The following is a 17,883-nucleotide window of genomic DNA, read 5'->3' on the forward strand; positions in this document are numbered from 1 at the left end:
CCACTGCAGGCGCCGGCTTGCCGGCGATTGCAGTGTGTCAGCCAACCAAGTTGTCGACGGAGCCAGCGCCAGCGTCGGCAAGCCGGCGCCTAGACACGGCGGTTCCAGTGCCGGAACAGCGGCTCCGCCAGGAACAGCACAAATAGCAAGCGCATCACCTGCATTGCCGTCACCAACGGCACCGACAGTTGCAGGGTCTCGGCCGTGAGGCTCATCTCGGCAATGCCGCCGGGCATCATGCCCAGGGTCAATGAGCGCAGGTCCAGATGGGTCAAGGCGCTCAAGCCCACTGCCGCCAACGTCGCCAGCGCCATGGTCAGGGCCGTGCCGATCAAGGTGCGGCCCATGAACGACGGGGCGCGGCGAAAGAACTGACGGTTGAAGTGGCAACCCAGGCCGCTGCCGATCAGCCATTGACCTACCTGGCTGCCGCCGTCGGGCAAGCCGATATGCAGGTCCCACACCACGCTGGCCGTCGCACTCACCAGCAACGGGCCGAACAGCCACGGGTTTGGCTGGCGCAAGCGTTGCCATCCCCAGGCTACCAACGCCCCGAGCGGAAACAACAACGCCAGCCATGCCCAACTGACCGGTGCCGGATGAAACTGCGGCGCGCCGCCTTCAAGCAGGTACTTGAAGATTGCCGGCACGCACAGCACCACGACCATCACGCGCAAACTCTGCCCCGCCGCGACCCGGCTGAGCACCGCGCCATTGCGTGCGCCGAGGTTGACCATCTCTCCGGAGCCGCCCGGCATGCTCGAGAAAAACGCGGTGGCGCGGTCTTCGCCACTGCGGCGCATCAACCACACGCCGACGATGCTCGACAGGCTGGTGACCAGCGCGCCGAAGAAGATCAGGCCGAAGTGGCTCATCACCTGCTCGATCACCACCGGGGTGAAGTGCAGGCCGATGCCGATCCCCACCACCCATTGGCCGCATTTGCGCCCGCCGGGAATTTCCGCCAATTGCCACGGCGTGAGGCACCGCACCAGGATGATCGCCAGTAACGAGCCGACCATGTACGGCAACGGCCAGCCAACCAGGCTGGCCAGGTAACCGCCGGCCAGGCCGACCAGCGGTGTTCCCCACCATTGCTTGAAAGTGACCTCAGACATCAGCCACGGCACGACGCTGCAGGGCACGTTTGCGGTAGATGCGCACCAGTGGGAAGGCCAGCATCAGCGCCGTCAGTACCCACACACCGAAGGTGATCGGGCTCGACCAGAGGATGTCCAGCGCACCGTTGGAGATCGACAGCGCGCGGCGCAGGTTCTGCTCCATCAGGCCACCGAGGATAAAGCCCAACAGTACCGGCGACAGCGGGAAGTCCAGCTTGCGCAGGATGTAGCCGAAGATGCCGATGCCGACCATCAGGAACAGGTCGAAGGTGGTGGCGTGGACCGCGTACACACCAATCGCGGTGATGATCGCGATCACCGGCACCAGCGCCCAGTTCGGCACGGCGAGGATGCGCGTGAAAATGCGGATCATCGGAATGTTGAGGATCACCAGCATGATGTTGGCGATGAACAACGAGGCGATCAGGCCCCAGACGATGTCCGGTTGCTGTTGGAACAGCAGCGGGCCCGGCGTGATGTTGTACAACGACAAGGCGCCTATCATCACCGCCGTGGTGCCCGAACCCGGCACACCCAGGGTCAGCATCGGCACCAGCGCGCCGCAGGCGGAAGCGCCGATCGCGGTTTCCGGGGCGGCCAGGCCGCGCATGTCGCCCTGGCCAAATTTGCCGCTGGCACCGGCCAGGCGTTTCTCGGTCATGTAGGCCACGGCCGAGGCCAAGGTCGCGCCGGCACCTGGCAGTACGCCCATGATGAAACCAAGCAGGCCGCAGCGGATGTTCACTACAAACACCGCAGACGCTTCCTTCAGGTTGAACATCATCCGTCCGGTAGCCTTGACCGCTTCCTGGCCACGGTGGGTTTTTTCCAGCAGCAACAGGATCTCACTGATGGAGAACAAGCCCAGCACCAGTACGACGAACTGGATGCCGTCGGTCAGGTGGATGTTATCGCCGGTAAAACGGTAGACGCCGCTGTTGGCGTCAATGCCCACCGCCGAGAGAAACAGGCCGATCAGCGCCGCGACGAAGGTTTTCAGCGGTTTGTCGCCGGCCATGCCGCCCAGGCAGACAATCGCGAACACCATCAGCACGAAATACTCCGCCGGACCGAAGGCAATCGCCCATTTGGCCAGCAGCGGTGCAAACAGCACCATGCCGCAGGTGGCGATAAACGCGCCGATGAACGAACTCCATGCCGACAACGACAGTGCCACACCGGCCAGGCCTTTGCGGGCCATCGGGTAGCCGTCGAGGGTGGTCATCACGGTGGATGCCTCGCCCGGGATGTTCAGCAGGATCGAGCTGATACGGCCGCCGTATTCGCAACCCAGGTACACGGCGGCGAGCAGGATCAGCGCCGATTCCGGCGGCAGGCCCAGCGCGAAAGCGATCGGGATCAACAACGCCACGCCGTTGATCGGGCCCAAGCCCGGCAACAGCCCGACCACGGTGCCGATCAAGGTGCCGCACAGCGCGGTCACCAGGTTGTAGGGGGACAGCGCAACGCCGAAGCCCTGGCCCAAATAGCCAAAAGTATCCATGTCAGTTCTCCAGAACGTCGAGCAGGCCGAGGGGCAGCGGAACATCCATGGCTTTATCGAACAGCAGATAAAGACCAATGGCCATCAGGCTGACGATCACCACGCTGGGCAACCAGCGGCCGCCATACAGGCGCGCCATGGGGATGCCGATCAGCATGCTGCTGAGGATGAAACCCAGTGGTTCGAAGGTGCCGGCAAACACAATCAGCAGGGCCACGCAGACGCCGATCTTGATCAGGGTCTGGCGGTCCAGCGCGGGTTCTTCCTCGGTGTGCTTGGTCGGCTGTGGGCGAAACAGCATGTAGATCAGCCCCAGGCTCATCAGCCCGAGCATCAGCAGCGGGTAGGCGCGAGGGCCGACCGGCTCGTAGGAAAATGCCGCCTGATACGGCCACGCCATCAAGGCGAGGCCGGCACAGACCAGCAACATCACCGAGGCGAAAATGCGTTGTAAGAGCATAGGAAACTCCTGGGCCACTTTTGCAGGCGCGAAACTGCTCGCGAAAAATGCACGGACGCCGCGTGTGTCCAGCAGCACGCGTCGTCGTTGACGTTTTTCGCGGGCAAGCCCGCTCCCACAGAGGGGCGATTACTGGATCAGGCCGAACTCTTTGGCCAGCACTTTGTAGTCAGCCACCTGCTTCTTCACGTAGGTGTCCAGCTCCGGGCCGGTCATGGCGAACGGGAACAGCTCGCGCTGGTCACGCAGCTTGGCGAACTCGTCGGAGGCCAGCAGTTTGTCGAAGGCATCTTTCCACCAGGCGTAGTCGGCATCGCTGACTTTCGGCCCGAGGTAGAAGCCACGCACCACCGGCCAGACGATGTCGTAGCCTTGCTCCTTGGCGGTCGGAATATTCTTCATTTCCGGCTCGTCCAGGCGCTGTTCGGAGAACACCGCGAGCAGGCGCATGTCACCGCTGAGAATGTGCGGCATGGAGTCGGAGATGTCGGTACTGCCCACCTGGATATGCCCACCGAGCAGCGCGGTGGCGATTTCACCGCCGCCCTCGAGGGCCACATAACGCAGCTCACGCGGGTTGATCCCGGCGGCCTTGGCGATCAGCGCGGTTTGCATCCAGTCCTGGCTGCCGACGGTACCGCCGGAGCCGATCACCACGCTGCCCGGATCTTTCTTCAGGGCTTTGACCAGATCGTCGAGGGTCTTGTAGGGCGAATCGGCTTTCACCGCGATGGCCCCGTAGCTGGTGCCGACCGCTGCCAGCCAGCGCACGGCGCTCTCATCGAAGCGACCGAACTTGCCCTGGGCCAGGTTCAGCAGCGAGCCACTGGACCAGGCCACCAGGGTGCCGGCGTCCGCCGGGCGCTGCGCGACCACCGCGTTGTAGGCCACCGCGCCCACGCCGCCAGGCATGTAGGTCACGCGCATCGGCTTGCTCAGCAGCTTTTCATTCACCAGCGCGCTTTGCGCCAGTTTGCAGGTCAGGTCAAAACCGCCGCCAGGGGAGGCCGGCGCGATGCATTCCGGGCGCTTGGGCTCGTCGGCGGCCAGCAGTTGGCCGGCGAACAGCATGCAGCCGGCGGCGAGGGCCAATTTACGCAGTGAAGGGGTCATGGTGATCTCCGTCTTTGTTGTTATGAGTTGTTACTACCAAAGCGCGACGCTATAGCTGACCAGCAGGCGCATTTCATCCGCGTCACGGGCTGAATAGTTGGAACGATAAGTCGCGTTGCGCAGGCGCACCGACACATCCTTGAACGTGCCGCTTTGCACCACGTAGCGGATCTCGCTGTTGCGTTCCCACTCCTTGCCGGTCTCGCCGTTCTTGAGCTTGATGTTGTCACCCGAGAGGTAACGGCTCATGAAGCTCAGGCCGGGAATCCCCAGTTTGGCGAAGTCGTAGTCGTAACGCGCTTGCCAGGAGCGCTCTTCAGCGCCGGCGAAATCGTTGATCTGCACGAAGTTGACCAGGTACGGATCGCTGCCATCCACATACGGGAAGGCGCTGTCACCGGACATGTGCTGATAACCGGCGCTGAGCTTATGGCCATTGAGCGCATAGCTGAACAGGCCGTTGAGGGATTGGTTGTCGATCTTGCCGCCACGGGCACTGCCGGTGTCATCGCTGATCGCCAGGCGCAGGTCGGTGGCGAAGGTCCCGGGGCCCATCGGGCGCGCAGCGACCAGGCCGAGGAAGTGCTGGCGGTAGACATCATCGAGCTGGGCGAAGTGGTAGCTGCCGGTGATCTTGTCGGCGAACTTGTAGTCGGCACCGCCAAAGTTGAAGTGCTTGCCGGTGGCGCCGCTGAGGAAGCGGCTGTTCTTGTTGTTGAGGGCGATGTCCTCGTAGTTGGTGTCGTCGCGGTCCTTGGCCTTGTCGAGCCGGCCTGCGGTGAACACCAGGTTCTTGAATTCCTTGGAGGTCAGCAGACCGCCGTTGAAGGTCTGCGGCAGGATGCGCCCGTCGTTGGGCTTGAGGATCGGCAGTTCAGGGATCAGCGCCCCGATCTTCAACTCGGTGGCAGAGATTTTCACTTTGCCGGTCAGGCCCAGCTTGGAGTACTCGTTGGCGGCGCGGCCATCGTCATGGGTCGGCAGCAGGCCGGTGCCGGTGCGGTCGGGGCTGGAGTCGAGCTTGACCCCGAGCATGCCCAACGCATCCACGCCAAAGCCGACGGTGCCGTCGGTGTAGCCCGATTGCAGGTTGAGCATGAACCCCTGGGCCCATTCGTCGCGCTTGGATTGCTGCGCACTTGTGCCGTCGCGAAAGTCGCGGTTGAAGTACATGTTGCGGGTTTCCAGGGTCGCGCTGCTGTCTTCGAAGAAGGCAGCCTGGCTGAGCGGCGCAAAGCCGGCGAGGGCAGCGGCACTGGCAAGGGCGGTGTGGGTCAGGCGAGAAGAACGAACAGGCGGGCAAGCCTGGGGCTGTGTCGACAGCATCGTTGGGTACTCCGTTATTGTTCTTATTTTGGCGAAAACGCTTCGAGGCGTTTTTCGGGCGCTACGGATCAGGCAGCTCGATGGGCATGACCCACCGTGGCTGGATGCTAAAGGGCGAAGCTTTCACTAACCTTTCAGTTGTCTTTCAATGTTTTCGGGCTTCACAGGCCAGGCGGCGCCTGTAAACTGCCCCGCAAAGCGTGGCGTCGGCCATGCCCGAACGAGGTAGAAGTCCATGCGTGTCCTCCTGGTTGAAGACCATCTGCAGCTCGCTGAAAGCGTCGCCCAGGCGCTCAAGAGCACGGGTTTGACTGTCGATGTGTTGCACGATGGCGTGGCCGCGGACCTGGCCTTGAGCAGCGAGGAATACGCGGCGGCGATCCTCGACGTAGGCCTGCCGCGCATGGACGGATTCGAAGTGCTGGCGCGGTTGCGCGCCCGCGGAAAAAACCTGCCGGTGTTGATGTTGACCGCGCGCAGCGATGTGAAAGACCGCGTGCATGGCCTGAACCTCGGCGCCGACGACTATTTGGCCAAGCCGTTCGAACTGACGGAGCTGGAGGCGCGGGTCAAGGCGCTGCTGCGGCGCAGCGTGCTGGGCGGCGAGCGCCAGCAGGCCTGTGGTGTGCTGGTCTATGACCTCGACACGCGCCGCTTCACGGTCGGCGGCGAGCTGATGACCCTGACCTCCCGTGAGCAAGCGGTGCTTGAGGCGTTGATCGCGCGACCGGGCAGGGTGATGAGCAAAGAGCAGCTCGCCTCGCAGGTGTTCGGCCTGGACGAAGAGGCGAGCCCGGATGCCATCGAAATCTACGTGCATCGCCTGCGCAAGAAACTCGACGGCCAGCCTATCGCCATTGTGACCTTTCGCGGTCTCGGCTACCTGCTGGAAGCGCGCGATGCATAAGCCCAGCAGCCTGCGCTGGCGCCTGCTGTGGAACCTGGCGCTGTTGCTGGTGCTGCTGATGCTGGCCAGCGGCATGAGCGCTTACTGGAATGGCCGCGAGGCCGCCGATACCGCCTATGACCGCACCCTGTTGGCCTCGGCCCGCACCATCGCCGCGGGCCTGACCCAGGTGGACGGCACCCTCAGTGCCAATGTGCCTTACGTGGCCCTGGACACGTTCGCCTACGACAGCGCCGGGCGCATCTATTACCAGGTCAATGACATCGACCAAAAGCTGATCTCCGGCTACGAAAACCTGCCCGGCCCTCCGCCCGGCACGCCACGCACCGATGATTACCCGGCACTGGCGCGTTTCTATGACGCCGTGTATCTGGGCCAGCCGGTGCGGGTGGTCAGCCTGCTCAAGGCGGTGTCCGAACCGAACATGAACGGCATGGCGGAAATCCGCGTGGCCGAAACCGATGAAGCGCGTGTGAGCATGGCCCGCAGCCTGATGGCCGACACCTTGCTGCGCCTGGGCATGCTCGCCATCGGCGCCTTGTTGCTGGTGTGGTTTGCCGTCAGTGCGGCACTGCGCCCGCTGGAGCGCCTGCGCACGGCGGTGGAAGAGCGCCAGCCCGACGATTTGCGGCCGCTGCCATTGGTGGAGGTGCAACATGAGTTCGGCCCGCTGGTGCGTTCCCTCAACCACTTCACCGAGCGTCTGCGCGGCCAGTTCGAGCGCCAGGCGCAGTTCATTGCCGATGCGGCCCACGAACTACGCACCCCGCTCGCGGCGCTCAAGGCACGGCTGGAGCTAGGGCTGCGCAGCGACGCCCCGGCCACCTGGCGCAGCACCCTGGAAACCGCGGCCCAGGGCACGGACCGCCTGACCCACCTGGCCAACCAATTGCTGTCCCTGGCGCGTATCGAGAACGGCGCGCGGGCGATTGCCGAAGGCGGCGCGCAGTTGCTCGACCTCAGCCAGCTCGCCCGTGAGCTGGGCATGGCCATGGCGCCGCTGGCGCATGCACGCGGCGTGGCGCTGGCCTTGGAGGCCGACGAGCCGGTGTGGCTGCGCGGCGAGCCGACCCTGCTCAACGAGTTGCTGAGTAACCTGGTGGACAACGCCCTGGCGCACACGCCGCCCGGCGGCAACGTGATCCTGCGGGTGACGGCGCCGGCGGTGCTGGAAGTGGAGGATGATGGCCCGGGCATCCCGCTGGATGAGCGCGACCGAGTGTTCGAACGCTTCTACCGACGCAGCCAGCAGGGCATGGGTTCAGGACTGGGGCTGGCGATCGTCGGCGAAATCTGCCGCGCGCATCTGGCGCAGATCAGCCTGCATGATGGCGAGCTGGCGGGGTTGAAGGTGCGCGTGAGTTTTATCGCCGGTTGATCAATAGAACATCGAGCGCGCTTCATCCAGTTCCGCGCGCAAGCTGTCACTGTAGGGGTCGACCCGCAGCTTCTTGATCGCCGGGAGGGTGGACACCGGTACGCTCGCCAACGGGTGATCGGTGCCGCGATGGCAATACAGCACGGCGATCTGCACCAGGTCGATGTAGTCGAGGCTGGCGGAGTCGCGCTCCAGGTTCAAATATTGTCCCGGCAACTTCGCCAGCATTTCCGGGAAGTCCCAGCCACCGAGCAGTTTGTCGCCGAGCAGTGGGTGGATGCTGTCGATCACGTGGTTGAGGCTGACCGGGTCCGAGAGCAGCTCGTAGTGGTCTTCGGCGTAGGTCAGGATCGGCAGCACGCCGATCTGGTGCACCAGGCCGCCGAGGGCTGCCTGGTCGGGCTTGAGCAGGCTGTGGCTGCGGCACAAGGCATAACTCACGCCGGCCACTTCCAGGCTGCGGCGCCATACATCGCGCATCTTCTGTTCGACGGCTTCGGACCGGGCGTGGAAGATCTGTTCCATCACCAGGCCGATGGCCAGGTTGCTGCTGTAGTTGGTGCCCAGCCGCGTGATGGCGGTGTGCAGGTCGGTGACTTCCTGGGTCGCGCGCAACAGCGGGCTGTTCACCACTTTGATCAGGCGCGCCGACAGCGCGGTGTCACGACCGATTACCTTGCTCAAGTGGCTGATGCTGATGTCCGGGTCTTCGGCGGCCTGACGGATGTTCAGGGCGACTTCCGGCAATGTCGGCAGAACCAGGTCATCGTTGTCGATGGCCGTCACCAACGCCTGTTGGACTTTTTCCGCCAGCTTGTTCATTCATGATCTCTAGGGTGTTGCAAAAAGGTACGGCGACTAACGCTGGATCTCTCGATCACGGTCGAGTTGGTAAGGCAGGTCGAGCAGCTGTAAACCGGGGCCTTCCAGGGTGCCAAGATGCACATCGCCACTATCGGCTGCTTCGGCTTGCAACACGGCCAGAAGTTCAATCACCTGGTCCGCTTTTGCCGCAATCACCACCTCGCCAATGGCGCTGTTGTGGCTGGGGGAAAACAGCGGGGTGCCTGGCTCGGGCATTTGCGCCGCATTGAGGCTCAAGCGGTACAGGCGGCGCTTGAGTTTGCCCAGGTACTGCATGCGCGCGACGATTTCCTGGCCGGTGTAACAGCCTTTCTTGAAGCTGACGCCGCCCACGGCTTGCAGGTTGAGCATCTGCGGGATGAACAGCTCGCGGGTCTGGGGCATGACCTGGCCGATCCCGGCGCGGACCTGGCCCAGCAGCCATTCATTCAAGTCTGCTTGTTTCAATTGCGTGGCCAATTGGCTGCGCACGGCATCGGCATGCTCGGCGGGGACCCAGAGTTCACTGCGGCCGGGCGACACGCGAATGGCGATCAAGTGGTCGGTGCGGGCAACACTGTCGGTGTCGGCCGGCAGTTCCAGACCCAGGCTGACAAGGGCCTGATCGGCTTCGGCCAGGCCGAAACGCACCCAGGCGGCGCTTTCGTCGGTGAGCTTGGATTTGGAGAACACGGCGTATTTCTTCAGGTCCGCCAGTTGGGGCTCAAGCAACTCGGTGGCCATCGCCAGCAGTACGCCGTCACCTTGCAACACAATGCGAAAACTCGATTGCATCCGGCCTTTTTGCGTACAGCGCGCGCCGAGACTGGCCTGCGTGTCGCTCAGGTAATTGAGGTTGCAGGTCAGTTGGCCCTGCAGGAATTTGGCAGCGTCGGAACCACGGACGGCGAGAACGCCTTCGTGGGACAGGGGGCAGAAGAAAGCAGAGTCAGCCATGGGTCATCGCAGGTCAAAAAGTCATGGGTGCATCATAGAGGGGCGCCCGGCAAATGGATAGTTTCCGTATGGGGCGACCAAAGCCGACTGTTCCGGTGCCGTTCGGCCTGTATACTCGCGCTCTATTTGAGGAGCGCTCCATGGTCGAAGATGTAGAACTCAATCGCCTCTACTGGCACAGCCGTCGCGGCATGCTTGAACTGGACGTGTTGCTGGTGCCATTCGTCAGAGAGGTCTATTCAACCCTTAATGAGGTGGATCGCAACGTCTATGTCCGCCTGCTGGAGTGCGAAGACCAGGACATGTTCGGCTGGTTCATGGAGCGTGCCGAGTCGGAAGACCCGGAGCTGCAGCGCATGGTCCGCATGATTCTGGACCGTGTACAACCCAAGTAATCGTTTTGAATGCCGCTGGCAGGCCTCGCGGCTCTTGCTGGTGGCGTATCTTCTTGCCCAGGCGTTCGCCTTGGGTGCCCTGTTGGTGGTGGATCTACCGTTCGCCAGTCTGGGCATGCTGGTGTGCCTGGCTCACGCCGCCTGGGTTTTACCGCACCATATCCTGTTGACTCACCGTTCGTCGATTCGTGGCCTGCGCCGAGACGAAGACGGCTGGCAGTTATTCAGCGACGAGCTGGGCTGGCACAGTGTGCAATTGCGTCCCGACAGCCTGGCGTTGCCGCTGATCGTGGTGCTGCGCTATCGGCTGAAGGGCCAATGGCGCGTGCGTTCCCTCTGCGTGCCGAGGGATTCGCAGGCCGCCGATGTACACCGGCACCTGCGGGTTCGCCTGAAGTTCAGCCGGCGTAGGTGGTTGGCACCAGAATAGTGTCGCGCGCCTCGGGCAGCATCTGCGGGTAGTCGAGGGTGTAATGCAGGCCTCGGCTCTCCTTGCGCTCCATGGCTGAGCGGATCATCAGCTCCGCCACCTGGGCCAGGTTGCGCAATTCGATCAGGTCACGGCTGACTTTATAGTTGCTGTAGAACTCATCAATCTCATCCAGCAGCAACCGCACCCGGTGCTGAGCGCGTGCCAGGCGTTTGTTGGTGCGCACGATCCCCACGTAGTCCCACATGAAGCGCCGCAGCTCGTCCCAGTTGTGGGCAATGATCACGTCTTCGTCCGAATCGGTGACCTGGCTGGCGTCCCAGCGGGGCAGGGCGGCCGGCACGGGGATACGCGGCAGCTGTTCGAGAATGTCCGCCGCCGCCGAGCGGGCGTAGACGAAGCATTCGAGCAGCGAGTTGCTGGCCATGCGGTTGGCGCCGTGCAGGCCGGTGAAGCTGGTTTCGCCAATCGCATACAGACCGGGCACATCCGTACGGCCTTGCTGGTCGACCATCACGCCGCCGCAGGTGTAGTGCGCGGCGGGTACCACCGGGATCGGGCCTTTGGTGATGTCGATATTGAAGGCCAGGCAGCGCTCGTAGACAGTGGGAAAGTGCGTCTTGATGAAAGCTTCGGGCTTGTGGCTGATGTCCAGGTAGACGCAGTCGATGCCCAGGCGCTTCATCTCGTGGTCGATGGCGCGGGCGACGATATCGCGCGGGGCCAACTCGGCGCGCGGGTCGAAGCGCTGCATGAAACGTTCGCCGTTCGGCAGTTTCAAGTGCGCACCTTCGCCACGCAGGGCCTCGGTGATCAGGAAACTCTTGGCTTGAGGGTGATACAGGCAGGTGGGGTGGAACTGGTTGAATTCCAGGTTGGCCACCCGGCAACCCGAACGCCAGGCCATGGCGATGCCGTCGCCACAGGCGCCGTCGGGGTTGCTGGTATAGAGGTAGACCTTGGCTGCACCGCCGGACGCCAGGATCGTGAAGCGCGCACCATAGGTGTCGACTTCGCCGCTGGCGCGGTTGAGCACGTAGGCGCCGAGGCAGCGTTCGCCCGCCAGGCCCAGGCGCTTTTCGGTGATCAGGTCGACGGCGACGCGTTGCTCCAGCAATTCGATGTTGGGGCGTTGGCGTGCCTGTTCGAGCAAGGTCTTGAAGATGGCCGCGCCGGTTGCATCGGCGGCGTGGATGATGCGGCGATGGCTGTGGCCGCCTTCACGGGTCAAGTGGAATTCGAAGCCGCCGTCGTCAGTGCCTGCGTGCTCGTCACGGGTGAAGGGCACGCCTTGGTCGATCAACCACTGGATCGCCTCGCGGCTGTGCTCGACGGTGAAGCGCACCGCGTCCTCATTGCAGAGGCCGCCGCCGGCGTTGAGGGTGTCTTCGACGTGGGACTGCACCGTATCGGTGTCGTCGAGCACGGCGGCGACACCGCCCTGGGCCCAGAAAGTCGAACCGTTGGCCAGGTCGCCTTTGCTCAGTACGGCAATTCGCAGGTGGCGTGGGAGGGTCAGCGCAAGGCTCAAGCCGGCCGCGCCGCTACCGATCACCAGCACATCGTGTTGAAACTGTTGGCTCATTTGAAGGATTCCGCAAAAAGCGATCCACAGGGTTGGCGCAAACAGGACGCCCGGATCGGCGAATCAAAGGGTCACACGGGCCACTAGTATATAGAGGGGGGGAGCGGCACAATAGCCGGGCATTCGTGGCAATGTGAGATTACGGTGCGCGGCTCGGGTTAAAATCGGCTGGTTATTGAGATGGGAACTTTTTGCATAAGCCCCGACTCAATAGCAGGTTGCCCGAAAGCTGGGAAAACGTTGAGTTTATTGGCCCGTCGGGAGCATTGGACGCGTCAGAAAACCGACGACAAGATTATTCGCGCAGTCGGCATTGCCCGTGCTGCGTTTTTCGTGTGTGCCAAATCAGTGCATGCCGGAAACTTGCTTGGAGGGGGAGAACTTTTGCGAAAAGTCCGAGTCTATGTTTGCAAGCCTGATCGTTTAGTTATGCAAGCCTCCTTCAAGTACAACGAGGAGTGTTCATGCTAACCCAGGAAGAGGATCAGCAGCTGGTCGAGCGCGTTCAACGCGGCGACAAGCGAGCTTTTGATCTGCTAGTGCTGAAATACCAGCACAAAATTCTCGGGTTGATCGTGCGGTTTGTGCACGACACCCATGAAGCGCAGGACGTTGCACAGGAAGCCTTTATCAAGGCGTACCGTGCACTTGGCAATTTTCGCGGTGATAGTGCGTTTTACACGTGGCTATACCGCATCGCCATCAACACGGCGAAGAACTATCTGGTGTCTCGCGGGCGCCGCCCACCGGATAGTGATGTAAGTTCAGAAGATGCAGAATTTTATGATGGTGACCACGGCCTCAAAGATCTCGAGTCGCCGGAGCGTGCATTGCTGCGCGACGAGATCGAAGGAACCGTTCATCGCACAATTCAGCAACTGCCAGAAGATTTACGTACGGCGTTAACTTTACGTGAATTCGATGGTCTGAGTTACGAAGACATTGCGAGCGTCATGCAGTGTCCGGTGGGGACTGTAAGGTCACGGATTTTCCGGGCCCGGGAAGCCATCGATAAAGCCTTGCAACCGTTGTTGCAGGAAAACTAAAGACAGCGGCGACAGCCAAGAGAGGAACCGCCATGAGTCGTGATGCCCTGCAGGAATCGCTGTCCGCAGTGATGGATAACGAAGCGGATGAACTGGAACTTCGTCGAGTGCTCAACGCATTTGATGATGCCGAAACCCGTGATACCTGGTCTCGTTACCAAGTCGCTCGGGCGGTGATGCACAAGGATCTTCTAATCCCTCGTCTGGATATTGCTGCGGCCGTTTCTGCCGCGCTGGCTGATGAAGCCGTTCCGGCAAAAGCTGCTCGTGGTCCTTGGCGTAGCCTGGGTCGCCTGGCAGTTGCTGCTTCGGTGACTGTTGCCGTGTTGGCCGGTGTTCGCCTGTACAACCAGGACGAAATCGCCGGTGCCGAACTGGCCCAGCAGACTCAGCAACCGGTCATGGCCGGTCCGCAAGTCAAAGGCCCAGCGGTATTGGCCGGCTACAAGGAAAGCTCTGACACCACCGGCCCTATGGCCAACGGTGTGTTGCAAGGGCAATCCGGCTGGCAGGACCAGCGTCTTCCAGGCTACCTGCGCCAACACGCGCAGGAATCGGCCTTGAAAGGCACTGAAAGCGCTCTGCCATATGCACGTGCTGCAAGCCTGGAAAACCGCTAAACCGTCAAGGAGCCCTATGCGCGCCATACCGCTCCTTACGCTTTTGCTCAGTGGTTGGTTTGCACTCCCCGCCCATGCCGATGAAGCCCAAGACTGGCTGACTCGACTTGGGCGTGCAGAGCAGCAGCAAAGCTTTAAAGGTACGTTTGTCTACGAACGTAACGGCAGTTTTTCCACCCATGACATCTGGCATCGCGTCCAGGATGGTCAGGTCCGTGAGCGGCTCTTGCAGCTCGATGGCTCTGCCCAGGAAGTCGTGCGGCTGGACGGCCGTACTCAATGTGTCAGCGGCACCCTGGTCGCAGGCCTTGGCAATTCGCGTGATGCACCTTCACGCGCGCTGGATCCGCAAAAACTCAATCAATTCTACGAACTGGCCGTCATCGGTAAATCGCGCGTGGCCGGTCGGAATGCGGTAATCGTTTCGATAACGCCGCGTGATCAGTACCGTTATGGCTTTGAGCTGCACCTGGACCGTGAAACCGCGTTGCCGCTCAAGTCTTTGCTGCTCAATGATCAGGGCCAATTGCTGGAGCGTTTCCAGTTCACACGCTTGGATACTTCCCTGCCCGATGATCACGACCTGCAGCCCGGCAGTGACTGCACGCCGGTCAGCGTCGCCAAGATTCAGGCACCGCAAGCCCAGTCTGTCGAGGCGTGGCACCTGGAGTGGTTGCCGCCGGGGTTTCAGCTGAGCAACAGCAGTGTCCGTAAAGACACACAAACCAAGGCAACCGTCGAAAGCCTGATGTATGAAGATGGCCTGGCGCGGTTCTCGGTGTTTCTTGAGCCCATCAGCGACGTAAGCGTCACCGAAACCCGCACCCAGTTGGGCCCGACGGTAGCCGTGTCCCGTCGCCTGAATACGGTGGACGGCGAAATGATGGTGACGGTTGTCGGCGAGATTCCTATCGGTACGGCCGAACGTATCGCGCTGTCAGTGCGCGGTGAAAAAAAGCCAGTCACCCAGCCGTGAGCCGTTAATCCTATGTTCATCCTGACCTTTCACTGTGTATCCACGCCAGGTTGGCTGCCGAGAGCATGAAATGTCCGGATCAGCATTTTCACTTGCAAAAATCTCTCATGTTTTTTATAGGTCAGGGCTTGTCGGCTCTGGCCTTGTTTTGTTCGCGGAACAAAGATGTCGGTCGCAGTTTTCGGCGTTTCTTGAACCCTGTCGCTCAACCCTGCTCGTCGTAACGGGAGCTGTATGTCGATACCACGTTTGAAGTCTTACCTATCCATAGTCGCCACGGTGTTGGTGCTGGGTCAGGCCTTGCCTGCGCAAGCGGCCGAGTTGCCTGACTTTACCCAATTGGTTGAGCAAGCCTCGCCTGCCGTGGTGAACATCAGTACCACGCAGAAGCTGCCGGATCGCAAAGTCTCCAACCAGCAGATGCCTGACCTCGAAGGCCTGCCGCCGATGCTGCGCGAGTTCTTCGAGCGCGGCATGCCGCAGCCACGCACGCCCCGTGGCGGCGGTGGCCAGCGTGAAGCGCAATCCCTGGGGTCGGGCTTCATCATCTCGCCGGATGGCTACATCCTCACCAACAACCACGTGATTGCCGACGCCGACGAGATTCTTGTGCGCCTGGCCGATCGCAGTGAGCTCAAAGCCAAGCTGGTGGGAACTGACCCACGTTCCGATGTGGCGTTGTTGAAGATTGATGGCAAGGACTTGCCTGTGCTGAAGCTGGGTAAATCCCAGGACCTTAAAGCCGGTCAGTGGGTGGTCGCCATCGGTTCGCCGTTCGGTTTTGACCACACCGTGACCCAAGGTATCGTCAGCGCCATTGGCCGCAGCCTGCCAAACGAAAACTACGTGCCGTTCATCCAGACCGACGTGCCGATCAACCCGGGTAACTCCGGTGGCCCGCTGTTTAACCTGGCGGGCGAAGTGGTGGGGATCAACTCGCAGATCTACACCCGTTCCGGTGGCTTCATGGGCGTGTCCTTCGCTATCCCGATCGACGTGGCAATGGATGTTTCCAATCAGCTGAAAAGCGGTGGCAAGGTCAGCCGTGGCTGGTTGGGCGTAGTGATCCAGGAAGTGAACAAGGACCTGGCTGAGTCCTTCGGCCTCGACAAGCCGGCCGGTGCCCTGGTCGCGCAGATCCAGGACGACGGCCCGGCTGCCAAGGGTGGCTTGCAGGTTGGCGACGTGATCCTGAGCATGAACGGCCAGCCGATCATCATGTCGGCTGACCTTCCACACCTGGTAGGTGCACTCAAGGCCGGCAGCAAGGCCAAGCTGGAAGTGATTCGTGAAGGCAAGCGCCAGACCGTTGAGCTGACGGTTGGCGCCATCCCTGAAGAGGGTGCGACCCTGGATGCCCTGGGCAACACCAAGCCGGGTGCAGAGCGCAGCAGCAACCGCCTGGGTATTGCCGTGGCCGAGTTGACCGATGAGCAGAAGAAATCCTTCGACCTCAAGAGCGGCGTAGTCATCAAGGAAGTGCAGGATGGTCCGGCAGCCTTGATCGGCCTGCAGCCAGGCGACGTGATCACTCACCTGAACAATCAGGCGATTGACTCTACAAAGCAGTTCACCGACATCGCCAAGGCGCTGCCGAAGAATCGCTCGGTGTCGATGCGCGTGCTGCGTCAGGGCCGTGCCAGCTTCATTACCTTCAAGCTGGCCGAGTAACCGCCAGCTCAATAAAAGCCCCGCCTTCGGATGACGAAGGCGGGGCTTTTTGTGGGCGATGGGTTTAGCTCATCATTCCCTTGACCAGGCGTTCCTGCTCGATCAGCTCACGCTGGCGCGCATCGATGCGTGACGACAGCGGGAAATTGTTGCCGGCGCGACGCTTGGCAAAGTCCAACTGCTGAATGGCCTGCTGGAAGTCGCCCACCAAGGCAAAGTATTCGGCACGCGCCTGGTGCAGGCCGATGATATTGCCGGACAGGCCGCGCGTCTCGGCAACCTGATACCAGACATCCGGATCGTCCGGACGAGACTTGAGCAATGCGTCGAGGGCTTTTTCTGCATCGGCGGTGCGGTTCTGCTTGAGCAGCAGATCCACTCTCACCTGATTCAACGGATAGTTGCCCGGGTACTGGGTCAGCATCTTATCGGTGCGCTGCTGCGCATCCGGCAGGTGGTTGTTGTCGATGTCCAACTGGATCTGGGCCAGGTTGTAGGTGATGTCAGTGGGCGCCTTGGCCAGCAGCTGCGCGAGGTTTTCCCGCGCCTCCTTGAATTGCGAGCCCTTGATCTGGGCAATGGCCAAGCCATAGCGTGCCACGTCGTTTTTAGGGTTCTCATCCAGCTGTGCCTGGAAGCGCTTGGCAGCGAGCCCGGACGTATCTTCGTATTGCAGCTGCACGCGGGCGCGAATCAGCTGATAACGCAGGCTGTCTTCCTTGCCGCCGGGCTTGGCTTGCTCGGCGCGGTTGCGGGTGTCGGCGATCCGCGATTCGGTGACCGGGTGCGTCAGCAGGAATTCAGGCGGCTTGGCATCGAAACGGTACTGGCGCATCAGGCGTTCGAACATGGTCGGCATGGAGCGCGGGTCGTAACCGGCTTTTTCCAGGTTGAGGATGCCGATGCGGTCTGCCTCTTGTTCGTTCTGGCGCGAGAAGCGCCGTTGTTCCTGGATCGCAGCGGCCTGGGTACCGGCAATTGCGGCAATCCCCGCATCACCTGCGCCGGCAGCAGCGGCGATGATGCCGCCCAGCAGGGCCGCCATCATCGGGATCTGCATGCGCTGTTGCGCCTCGACGCCACGGGCAAAGTGGCGTTGGGACAAGTGCGCCAATTCGTGTGCGAGCACAGAGGCGTATTCGCCCTCGGTCTGGGCATTGAGAAACAGGCCGCCGTTGACCCCGACAATCCCGCCGGGTGCGGCAAAGGCGTTCAATTGCGGGCTGTTGATCAGGATGAACTCCAGGCGCCGGTCATTCACCTGGCTGGTCTCTACCAGCTTGTACACGCTGGTTTCGACATAATCCTTGAGTTGCGGATCATTAAGCTGTGAGACCTGGCCGCGCAGGTAGGCCAACCAGGCGCGCCCCAGTTGGTATTCCTGTTGTGGCGAGACAATGGCAGAACTGGCGTCGCCAAGTGACGGCAGGTCATCGGCGAAGCCCGGGGAGGCCAGCAGGCAAGCCAGCGTCAGCAGGGTAGGGCGCAAAAAAGTCATGCACAGAGCCTTTCGACAAAGAGCTTACTGTAGCCGGACACTGAGCTTCGGAC

17 protein-coding genes are annotated in these 17,883 nt (G+C 61.8%); 8 read left to right on the forward strand and 9 right to left on the reverse strand.

Features of this window, described 5'->3' with window-relative positions; all coding sequences use genetic code 11:
- Positions 1-89: 89 nt before the first annotated feature.
- The 5 genes from JFU04_RS06630 to JFU04_RS06650 form a co-directional block, all read right to left on the reverse strand.
- A complete protein-coding gene (locus tag JFU04_RS06630; RefSeq protein ID WP_201143705.1) occupies positions 90-1,118 on the reverse strand; it encodes an AbrB family transcriptional regulator in 1,029 nt (342 codons plus the stop codon).
- Positions 1,111-2,625 (reverse strand): tripartite tricarboxylate transporter permease, encoded by a 1,515-nt coding sequence (locus JFU04_RS06635; RefSeq protein WP_065899413.1) that lies wholly within the window; start codon positions 2,623-2,625, stop codon positions 1,111-1,113. Before JFU04_RS06635 ends, JFU04_RS06630 begins: the two co-directional genes overlap by 8 nt.
- 1 nt (position 2,626) lies before the next feature.
- Positions 2,627-3,085 carry a tripartite tricarboxylate transporter TctB family protein gene (locus tag JFU04_RS06640; RefSeq protein ID WP_065899412.1) on the reverse strand — a complete coding sequence of 153 codons (459 nt, stop codon included), beginning with the start codon at positions 3,083-3,085 and terminating at the stop codon, positions 2,627-2,629.
- A gap of 129 nt (positions 3,086-3,214) precedes the next feature.
- Positions 3,215-4,198 carry a Bug family tripartite tricarboxylate transporter substrate binding protein gene (locus JFU04_RS06645; RefSeq protein ID WP_065899411.1) on the reverse strand — a complete coding sequence of 328 codons (984 nt, stop codon included), beginning with the start codon at positions 4,196-4,198 and terminating at the stop codon, positions 3,215-3,217.
- Positions 4,199-4,231: 33 nt separating this feature from the next.
- Positions 4,232-5,524: an OprD family porin gene (locus JFU04_RS06650; protein ID WP_065899410.1), complete on the reverse strand. Its 1,293-nt coding sequence runs from the start codon at positions 5,522-5,524 to the stop codon at positions 4,232-4,234.
- A 235-nt stretch (positions 5,525-5,759) separates the two neighbouring features.
- Here JFU04_RS06650 and JFU04_RS06655 point away from each other — a divergent pair, with 235 nt between their 5' ends.
- Together JFU04_RS06655 and JFU04_RS06660 are read left to right on the forward strand one after the other, a co-directional pair.
- Positions 5,760-6,431: a response regulator gene (locus tag JFU04_RS06655; protein WP_010212220.1), complete on the forward strand. Its 672-nt coding sequence runs from the start codon at positions 5,760-5,762 to the stop codon at positions 6,429-6,431.
- Positions 6,424-7,809 (forward strand): sensor histidine kinase, encoded by a 1,386-nt coding sequence (locus JFU04_RS06660; RefSeq protein WP_065899409.1) that lies wholly within the window; start codon positions 6,424-6,426, stop codon positions 7,807-7,809. Before JFU04_RS06655 ends, JFU04_RS06660 begins: the two co-directional genes overlap by 8 nt.
- On the opposite strand, the gene JFU04_RS06665 is transcribed toward JFU04_RS06660, so the two are convergent.
- Both JFU04_RS06665 and ygfZ read right to left on the reverse strand, forming a co-directional pair.
- Positions 7,810-8,631 (reverse strand): HDOD domain-containing protein, encoded by an 822-nt coding sequence (locus JFU04_RS06665; protein ID WP_065899408.1) that lies wholly within the window; start codon positions 8,629-8,631, stop codon positions 7,810-7,812.
- A gap of 36 nt (positions 8,632-8,667) precedes the next feature.
- A complete protein-coding gene (gene ygfZ / locus JFU04_RS06670; protein ID WP_106804867.1) occupies positions 8,668-9,609 on the reverse strand; it encodes a CAF17-like 4Fe-4S cluster assembly/insertion protein YgfZ in 942 nt (313 codons plus the stop codon).
- 140 nt (positions 9,610-9,749) lie between these two features.
- Between ygfZ and JFU04_RS06675 the strand changes: the two genes are divergently transcribed.
- Together JFU04_RS06675 and JFU04_RS06680 are read left to right on the forward strand one after the other, a co-directional pair.
- Positions 9,750-10,004, forward strand: a complete 255-nt coding sequence (locus JFU04_RS06675) for an FAD assembly factor SdhE (protein WP_010563680.1) — start codon at positions 9,750-9,752, stop codon at positions 10,002-10,004.
- Positions 9,988-10,434 carry a protein YgfX gene (locus JFU04_RS06680; protein WP_201143706.1) on the forward strand — a complete coding sequence of 149 codons (447 nt, stop codon included), beginning with the start codon at positions 9,988-9,990 and terminating at the stop codon, positions 10,432-10,434. Before JFU04_RS06675 ends, JFU04_RS06680 begins: the two co-directional genes overlap by 17 nt.
- On the opposite strand, the gene nadB is transcribed toward JFU04_RS06680, so the two are convergent.
- Positions 10,403-12,019 (reverse strand): L-aspartate oxidase, encoded by a 1,617-nt coding sequence (gene nadB / locus JFU04_RS06685; RefSeq protein WP_065899405.1) that lies wholly within the window; start codon positions 12,017-12,019, stop codon positions 10,403-10,405. The two genes, JFU04_RS06680 and nadB, sit on opposite strands and share 32 nt — an antisense overlap.
- Positions 12,020-12,483: 464 nt before the next feature.
- On the opposite strand from nadB, the gene rpoE reads away from it, so the two are divergent.
- The 4 genes from rpoE to JFU04_RS06705 all read left to right on the forward strand — a co-directional run bounded on the left by rpoE (position 12,484) and on the right by JFU04_RS06705 (position 16,332).
- Complete coding sequence (rpoE, locus tag JFU04_RS06690) at positions 12,484-13,065, forward strand: RNA polymerase sigma factor RpoE (protein WP_003172477.1); 582 nt, start codon at positions 12,484-12,486, stop codon at positions 13,063-13,065.
- Positions 13,066-13,097: 32 nt separating this feature from the next.
- A complete protein-coding gene (locus JFU04_RS06695; RefSeq protein ID WP_003172479.1) occupies positions 13,098-13,685 on the forward strand; it encodes a sigma-E factor negative regulatory protein in 588 nt (195 codons plus the stop codon).
- Positions 13,686-13,701: 16 nt separating this feature from the next.
- The gene (locus JFU04_RS06700) at positions 13,702-14,661 is read left to right on the forward strand and encodes a MucB/RseB C-terminal domain-containing protein (RefSeq protein WP_201143707.1); all 960 of its coding nucleotides are present in this window, start codon (positions 13,702-13,704) and stop codon (positions 14,659-14,661) included.
- Between the two features lie 234 nt (positions 14,662-14,895).
- Positions 14,896-16,332, forward strand: a complete 1,437-nt coding sequence (locus JFU04_RS06705) for a DegQ family serine endoprotease (RefSeq protein ID WP_065899403.1) — start codon at positions 14,896-14,898, stop codon at positions 16,330-16,332.
- Between the two features lie 64 nt (positions 16,333-16,396).
- Here the strand turns inward: JFU04_RS06705 and JFU04_RS06710 are convergent, their stop codons facing one another.
- Positions 16,397-17,830, reverse strand: a complete 1,434-nt coding sequence (locus JFU04_RS06710; RefSeq protein ID WP_065899402.1) for a M48 family metalloprotease — start codon at positions 17,828-17,830, stop codon at positions 16,397-16,399.
- Positions 17,831-17,883: the final 53 nt, after the last annotated feature.

Origin of the sequence: Pseudomonas sp. TH21, assembly GCF_016651025.1 — a bacterium.
Taxonomy (GTDB): domain Bacteria; phylum Pseudomonadota; class Gammaproteobacteria; order Pseudomonadales; family Pseudomonadaceae; genus Aquipseudomonas; species Aquipseudomonas aylmerensis.

Excerpts from the sequence above, each read along its gene's own strand:
- JFU04_RS06630 (WP_201143705.1), bottom strand. The coding sequence starts at position 1,118 with ATGTCTGAGGTCACTTTCAAGCAATGGTGGGGAACACCGCTGGTCGGC.
- JFU04_RS06635 (WP_065899413.1), bottom strand. The coding sequence starts at position 2,625 with ATGGATACTTTTGGCTATTTGGGCCAGGGCTTCGGCGTTGCGCTGTCC.
- JFU04_RS06640 (WP_065899412.1), bottom strand. The coding sequence starts at position 3,085 with ATGCTCTTACAACGCATTTTCGCCTCGGTGATGTTGCTGGTCTGTGCC.
- JFU04_RS06645 (WP_065899411.1), bottom strand. The coding sequence starts at position 4,198 with ATGACCCCTTCACTGCGTAAATTGGCCCTCGCCGCCGGCTGCATGCTG.
- JFU04_RS06650 (WP_065899410.1), bottom strand. The coding sequence starts at position 5,524 with ATGCTGTCGACACAGCCCCAGGCTTGCCCGCCTGTTCGTTCTTCTCGC.
- JFU04_RS06655 (WP_010212220.1), top strand. The coding sequence starts at position 5,760 with ATGCGTGTCCTCCTGGTTGAAGACCATCTGCAGCTCGCTGAAAGCGTC.
- JFU04_RS06660 (WP_065899409.1), top strand. The coding sequence starts at position 6,424 with ATGCATAAGCCCAGCAGCCTGCGCTGGCGCCTGCTGTGGAACCTGGCG.
- JFU04_RS06665 (WP_065899408.1), bottom strand. The coding sequence starts at position 8,631 with ATGAACAAGCTGGCGGAAAAAGTCCAACAGGCGTTGGTGACGGCCATC.
- ygfZ (WP_106804867.1), bottom strand. The coding sequence starts at position 9,609 with ATGGCTGACTCTGCTTTCTTCTGCCCCCTGTCCCACGAAGGCGTTCTC.
- JFU04_RS06675 (WP_010563680.1), top strand. The coding sequence starts at position 9,750 with ATGGTCGAAGATGTAGAACTCAATCGCCTCTACTGGCACAGCCGTCGC.
- nadB (WP_065899405.1), bottom strand. The coding sequence starts at position 12,019 with ATGAGCCAACAGTTTCAACACGATGTGCTGGTGATCGGTAGCGGCGCG.
- rpoE (WP_003172477.1), top strand. The coding sequence starts at position 12,484 with ATGCTAACCCAGGAAGAGGATCAGCAGCTGGTCGAGCGCGTTCAACGC.
- JFU04_RS06695 (WP_003172479.1), top strand. The coding sequence starts at position 13,098 with ATGAGTCGTGATGCCCTGCAGGAATCGCTGTCCGCAGTGATGGATAAC.
- JFU04_RS06700 (WP_201143707.1), top strand. The coding sequence starts at position 13,702 with ATGCGCGCCATACCGCTCCTTACGCTTTTGCTCAGTGGTTGGTTTGCA.
- JFU04_RS06705 (WP_065899403.1), top strand. The coding sequence starts at position 14,896 with ATGTCGATACCACGTTTGAAGTCTTACCTATCCATAGTCGCCACGGTG.
- JFU04_RS06710 (WP_065899402.1), bottom strand. The coding sequence starts at position 17,830 with ATGACTTTTTTGCGCCCTACCCTGCTGACGCTGGCTTGCCTGCTGGCC.